The sequence below is a fragment of the Pseudomonas entomophila genome (assembly GCF_013523125.1).
GTDB classification, from domain to species: domain Bacteria; phylum Pseudomonadota; class Gammaproteobacteria; order Pseudomonadales; family Pseudomonadaceae; genus Aquipseudomonas; species Aquipseudomonas entomophila_B.
The window spans coordinates 1-5,035 of the sequence record NZ_JAAMQJ010000075.1 but is presented as its reverse complement, the minus strand read 5'-3'; the positions used below and the strand labels follow the sequence as shown (position 1 = coordinate 5,035).

Sequence of the window (5,035 nt, the reverse complement as noted above, 5' to 3'; positions counted from 1 at the left end):
CGTACAAACAGATCGTCTGCGCGGCCATGCGCAAGCTGCTGCACCTGGTGTATGGCGTGGTGAAATCCGACAAACCATTCGACCCTCAGATCGCGCTTGCGAAGTGAGGATCAAGACGGTATCTACAGTTGGACCGCGTCGCTGATCTGCCAGCCCGGCGCGATCCCTCTGTAGGAGCGGCCCCTGCCGGGGCGCCGGACCGGCCGCGATGGGCCGCAGAGCGGCCCTAGAATCGTAAAATCGATACGAAGCTCGAAACTTTCAGAATCGCCTTATCTAACGCCACTTGCCACTTGCCACTTGCCACTTGCCACTTGCCACTTGCCACTTGCCTCAATAATCGTCCTGATCGAACCGCCGCGCCTCGCGCTGCAGCTGGTACACGAAACTCTCGACGCGCCGCTGCAACTGACCATTGAGGTTGTGGAAGCGCACCCCGGCGAAGGTGGTATTGAACCGTTCTTCATAATGCAGGTGCCGCAGCTCCACCATCACCTGGGACATGCCCAAGGGCTTGCTGGCACTGAACCGGTCGTAGACCTGGCCCAGTTGCAGGTAATCTTCCACATTGCCGTCGAAGCGCAGCTTGCAACCGGTGGCCGAGATGTCCAATAGCTTGCCGCGCAGCAGGCCGCTGCCCTTGAGCCGATCGCCATCGAGCACGATGTCGACCAGTTGCGAGAGCTTGAGCGCAGCGCGGAAGGCGTTGCGACGTTGGTGGTAGACGATCTGCGCCGGCAGGCTGCCTTTGTAGCCCCGGCCCTGGTCGCACTGGGTAATGGTCAGTGCCGTGGTGCATTCCCAGGCGATGCGCACGCCATCGTGGAAGCCTTCCACCCGGAACGCCTCGCCATTCTCGATGTATTTCTCACCGTCGCGTGGGATCAGCTCGTCCAGCACCAAGGTGCCGGTGTCCCGGTCCACGTCCACCACGTAGCTCTGGAAGCGCTGCGCACGGTCGTCGAAGGTGATGATCAGGGGGTCGTGGCTGTCTTGTAGGGCACGCAGGTTGGACGCGACCTCCAAGGGCGTGGTCAGCACCTGGGGCGGCTGAGGGGCATCGGCATCATCGAACACGGGTAATCAATCTCCAGGCAAAAACGACACGCGCAGGGCAGGCATTCTGCCAGCATGTATCGCGCCTTGACAGCAGTATTCACACTTGGCTGAGCGTGCGAGGACCGGCGAGTGGGGCGGTGGTGCCACGGCTGTTGTACAGCGAAGGGGATTCGCCACCCATGAGGATACGGACCTGCGTCGCGGTCGCCTGCTGCTGCATCTGGATGACCCGGCCATTGGTCTCGTTGACCTTCTGGCATGCCTCCATCAGACCGGTGAGCAGGTCGAGTTGCTGCAGCAGCACCTCGCCCAGGGAGGACTGCGCGGCGACGGCCTGCACACCTGCGCGATCGGCCGACAGGCCGAGGCTGTTCAGCAGATGGTTGCGGCGTCGGCCTTGCTGTTCGAGCAGTACGATCAGCGACTGCTTGCGTGCCAGGATGTTCTCCAGCACCACCATGTCCCGGCCGTGCAGGGCGACCGCCTCGTTCTGCAACAAGGTCAGCAGCTCCTGGGTCGGGGCGATGTCGTCTTCGATCAGTTGCAGCAAGCTGGTGTCGTGCATGGCGGACTCTTGGCGTAGGCGTACGGAACGTCAGTGCGACGAAGGGTCAGCGCTGCGCTTCGAAGTTGAGCATCTTGCTGGCGACGCGACCGGCATCGACCTGGTAGCTGCCATCGGCGATGGCTTGCTTCAGCGCGGCCACACGGCTCTTGTCCACGACCGGCTGATCGCGCAGGTTGTCGGTGATCTTCTGCAACTGCTGGGCCTCCTGGCTCAGATGCACGGCTTCGCCGCTGACGCTGGCACGGGGCGCGGTGGCGCTGGTATCGGCGGTTTTTTCGGTGCTGCCGGCTGAGCCTGCGGCACGCGTACCGCCGACGGACGGTGAATTGTTCAAACGACTGAAGTCGATGACCATGATCAGAAACCTCTGGGTTCAGGACGCTTGCCTTGTTTTCGGCCATCGGTGCAGAAACTTTAGGCACGAAAAGGCAACCGCTTGTAAGCAGGGTTCGGATAACCCTAGCGGCACAGTGTAGGAAAAGCCGGCCTGAACCGCCAGCCTGGCCTACATGGCCACCTCGACCTGCCCCGGCCCCACGACCATGGCCTTGACCACCCGGTTGGAATTGAGGTTGCGCACGCGAATCTGCTCGCTCAGGCCACCCTTGACCAGGGCCTCGCCCGGCATGCGCACGCTCAGGCTGCCGCTGCGCGCGGTGATCACCACGTGATCGCCCTTGCGGATCACCTCGGCCTGCTCCAGGTGCTGGGGCGTCAACACCTGGTCGAGCACGGTGGGGCGCACCAGCTTCATGCCGACGGCCTGGTCGAGCTGGCTGAGAAAACCCCGGTTCAGCGTGCCCACGTCGCGCTCGCGCAGGGCCACGTCACCGTCGCCGATGACGCTGTCGCGCTTGAGCGGCCGGCTCATCACCACCACCTCGCGGTACAGGTGCACCTGCGCCGGCACGAACACCGTCCAGGGCGCGGCGCCATTGCAACGAACCCGGACCGTCACCCGGCCCATCGGTTGCGCAGGGCTTTCCAGCGACGCATCGAGGTCGCGGTCGCACACCGGCATGCGCAGGCGTGGGTCGATCGCATTGACCTGCACCTCGTAGCGACCCTCGGTCTGGCTGGTCGCCAGATAATCCTCGACGGCGTACTCAAGAAACCCCTGGGCCACGCCGATAAGCTGTTCAGGCGCGGTGAACGTGTCGGCCAACAGGCGATGGCCAGGCGCAAGCAGGCACGTCGCGGCCACCAGGGCAGGCAACTGGCGCATCAATCGTCGGGATACTGTCGTTTTCTCAGGCATACCGCTCGAATAGCAAAGCTCGTGCCGATTTGCACGAAGCGCTCATCGAGGAAGGAGCAAGGCATGGCAGGTGTAATGGATTCGGTCAACCAGCGCACGCAGCTGGTCGGACAGAATCGGCTGGAGCTGCTGCTGTTTCGCCTCAATGGCGCACAGCTCTATGGAATCAACGTGTTCAAGGTCCGCGAAGTGCTGCAATGCCCTGACCTGACCCTGCTGCCGCGCTCCCACTCGGTAGTGCGCGGCGTGGCCAACATCCGCGGCGCGACCATCCCGATCATCGACCTGTCGCTGGCCACCGGCTTGCCGGCGCTGCGCGAAGAGACGCGCAACAGCTTCGTGATCATCACCGAGTACAACACCAAGACCCAGGGCTTCCTGGTGCACTCGGTCGAGCGCATCGTCAACATGAATTGGGAGGAGATCCATCCGCCACCCAAAGGCACCGGCCGCGACCACTACCTCACCGCCGTGACTCACCTGGACAATCGCATGGTCGAGATCATCGACGTGGAGAAGGTCCTGGCCGAAGTTGCGCCGACCTCGGAGTCCATCTCCGAGGGCGTGATCGATGCCGAGGTGCAGGACAAGGCGGTGATGCAGCGTGTGCTGATCGTCGACGACTCGTCGGTGGCACGCAAGCAGGTCAGCCGTTGTCTGCAGACAGTGGGGGTCGAGGTGGTGTCGCTCAACGACGGGCGTCAGGCGCTGGAATATCTGCGTACCCTGGCCGATGAGGGCAAGCGCCCGGAGGAGGAATTCCTGATGATGATCTCCGACATCGAGATGCCCGAAATGGACGGCTATACCTTGACGGCGGAGATTCGCAGCGATCCACGCATGCAGAAACTGCACATCCTGCTGCATACTTCACTTTCTGGCGTGTTCAACCATGCCATGGTCAAGAAGGTCGGCGCGGATGACTTCCTGGCTAAGTTCAGGCCGGATGACCTGGCACAACGCGTGGTCGATCGTATCAAGGCTGCGTATTAAATGGCCGAGCATGCTCTGGCGCGACATGAGATTCGAGGGACGGCCACTGTGTCTACGGGTAATTTGGATTTCGAACAGTTTCGGGTCTTCCTGGAGAAAGCCTGTGGGATTCTGTTGGGTGAGAACAAGCAGTACCTGGTCTCCAGCCGTCTCAACAAGCTGATGGAGCAGCAGGGCATCAAGTCGCTCGGCGAGCTGGTGCAGCGACTGCAGACCCAGCCACGTGGCGGGCTGCGCGAGCAGGTGGTGGATGCCATGACCACCAACGAAACCTTGTGGTTCAGGGATACCTACCCGTTCGAGGTGTTCAAGAACAAGGTGATCCCCGAGTTCGTTCGCAAGAATCCGGGCCAGCGCCTGCGCATCTGGTCGGCGGCGTGCTCGTCGGGGCAGGAGCCGTATTCGCTGTCGATGTCCATCGACGAGTTCGAGCGGACCAACCTGGGACAGCTCAAGGCCGGCGCGCAGATCGTCGCTACCGACCTGTCCGGTGCCATGCTCGCCAACTGCAAGACCGGCGAGTACGACAGCCTGGCGATCGCCCGGGGCTTGTCGCAGGAGCGCCTGCAGCGCTACTTCGACAGCCGGGGGGCAGGGCGTTGGGCGATCAAGGCGCCGATCCGCAGCCGCGTCGAGTTCCGCCCGTTCAACCTGCTCGACAGCTATGCCAGCCTGGGCAAGTTCGACGTGGTGTTCTGCCGCAACGTGCTGATCTACTTCTCGGCGCAGGTGAAGAAGGACATCCTGATGCGCATCCACGGCACCCTCAAGCCGGGGGGATACCTGTTCCTCGGGGCGTCCGAGGCGCTCAACGGGCTGCCGGATCATTTCCAGATGGTGCAGTGCAGCCCGGGGATCATCTACCAGGCCAAGTGAAGAAGGGCGGCCATCGGGTGCCGCCTGCTTCATGGCTGTAGAAGCGTCGTTCCAGCCGTGGACGGCGTGGCTGATCTTGCGGGCCCTGCGGGCCCGATCGCGGCACTGGGGCCGCTCCCACAGGAACCGCGGTGGCCTGCCACGCCGCGGTGGGGCTACGGGTGTAGATACCGTCTTGATCCTCACTTCGCAAGCGCGATCTGAGGGTCGAATGGTTTGTCGGATTTCACCACGCCATACACCAGGTGCAGCAGCTTGCGCATGGCCGCGCAGACGATCTG

At 62.8% G+C, this 5,035-nt stretch carries 6 protein-coding genes; 2 read left to right on the top strand and 4 right to left on the bottom strand.

The window, feature by feature from the left end:
- Window positions 1-333 precede the first annotated feature (333 nt).
- From G7007_RS21480 to flgA, 4 genes are all read right to left on the bottom strand, one after another.
- Entirely contained in the window at window positions 334-1,077 is a 744-nt protein-coding gene (locus tag G7007_RS21480) for a flagellar brake protein (protein ID WP_181105083.1), read from the bottom strand.
- 79 nt (window positions 1,078-1,156) lie between these two features.
- Entirely contained in the window at window positions 1,157-1,624 is a 468-nt protein-coding gene (locus G7007_RS21475; RefSeq protein ID WP_181105075.1) for a flagella synthesis protein FlgN, read from the bottom strand.
- 46 nt (window positions 1,625-1,670) lie between these two features.
- Window positions 1,671-1,982 carry a flagellar biosynthesis anti-sigma factor FlgM gene (gene flgM / locus G7007_RS21470; protein WP_181105073.1) on the bottom strand — a complete coding sequence of 104 codons (312 nt, stop codon included), beginning with the start codon at window positions 1,980-1,982 and terminating at the stop codon, window positions 1,671-1,673.
- 150 nt (window positions 1,983-2,132) lie between these two features.
- Window positions 2,133-2,885: a flagellar basal body P-ring formation chaperone FlgA gene (gene flgA / locus G7007_RS21465; RefSeq protein WP_181105071.1), complete on the bottom strand. Its 753-nt coding sequence runs from the start codon at window positions 2,883-2,885 to the stop codon at window positions 2,133-2,135.
- A gap of 63 nt (window positions 2,886-2,948) precedes the next feature.
- On the opposite strand from flgA, the gene G7007_RS21460 reads away from it, so the two are divergent.
- Entirely contained in the window at window positions 2,949-3,878 is a 930-nt protein-coding gene (locus tag G7007_RS21460; RefSeq protein ID WP_181105069.1) for a chemotaxis protein CheV, read from the top strand.
- A gap of 48 nt (window positions 3,879-3,926) precedes the next feature.
- Window positions 3,927-4,754 (top strand): protein-glutamate O-methyltransferase CheR, encoded by an 828-nt coding sequence (gene cheR, locus G7007_RS21455; RefSeq protein ID WP_181105067.1) that lies wholly within the window; start codon window positions 3,927-3,929, stop codon window positions 4,752-4,754.
- Window positions 4,755-5,035: the final 281 nt, after the last annotated feature.

Coding starts and splice junctions, on each gene's coding strand:
- G7007_RS21475 (WP_181105075.1), bottom strand. CDS start 1,624: ATGCACGACACCAGCTTGCTGCAACTGATCGAAGACGACATCGCCCCG.
- flgM (WP_181105073.1), bottom strand. CDS start 1,982: ATGGTCATCGACTTCAGTCGTTTGAACAATTCACCGTCCGTCGGCGGT.
- flgA (WP_181105071.1), bottom strand. CDS start 2,885: ATGCCTGAGAAAACGACAGTATCCCGACGATTGATGCGCCAGTTGCCT.
- G7007_RS21460 (WP_181105069.1), top strand. CDS start 2,949: ATGGCAGGTGTAATGGATTCGGTCAACCAGCGCACGCAGCTGGTCGGA.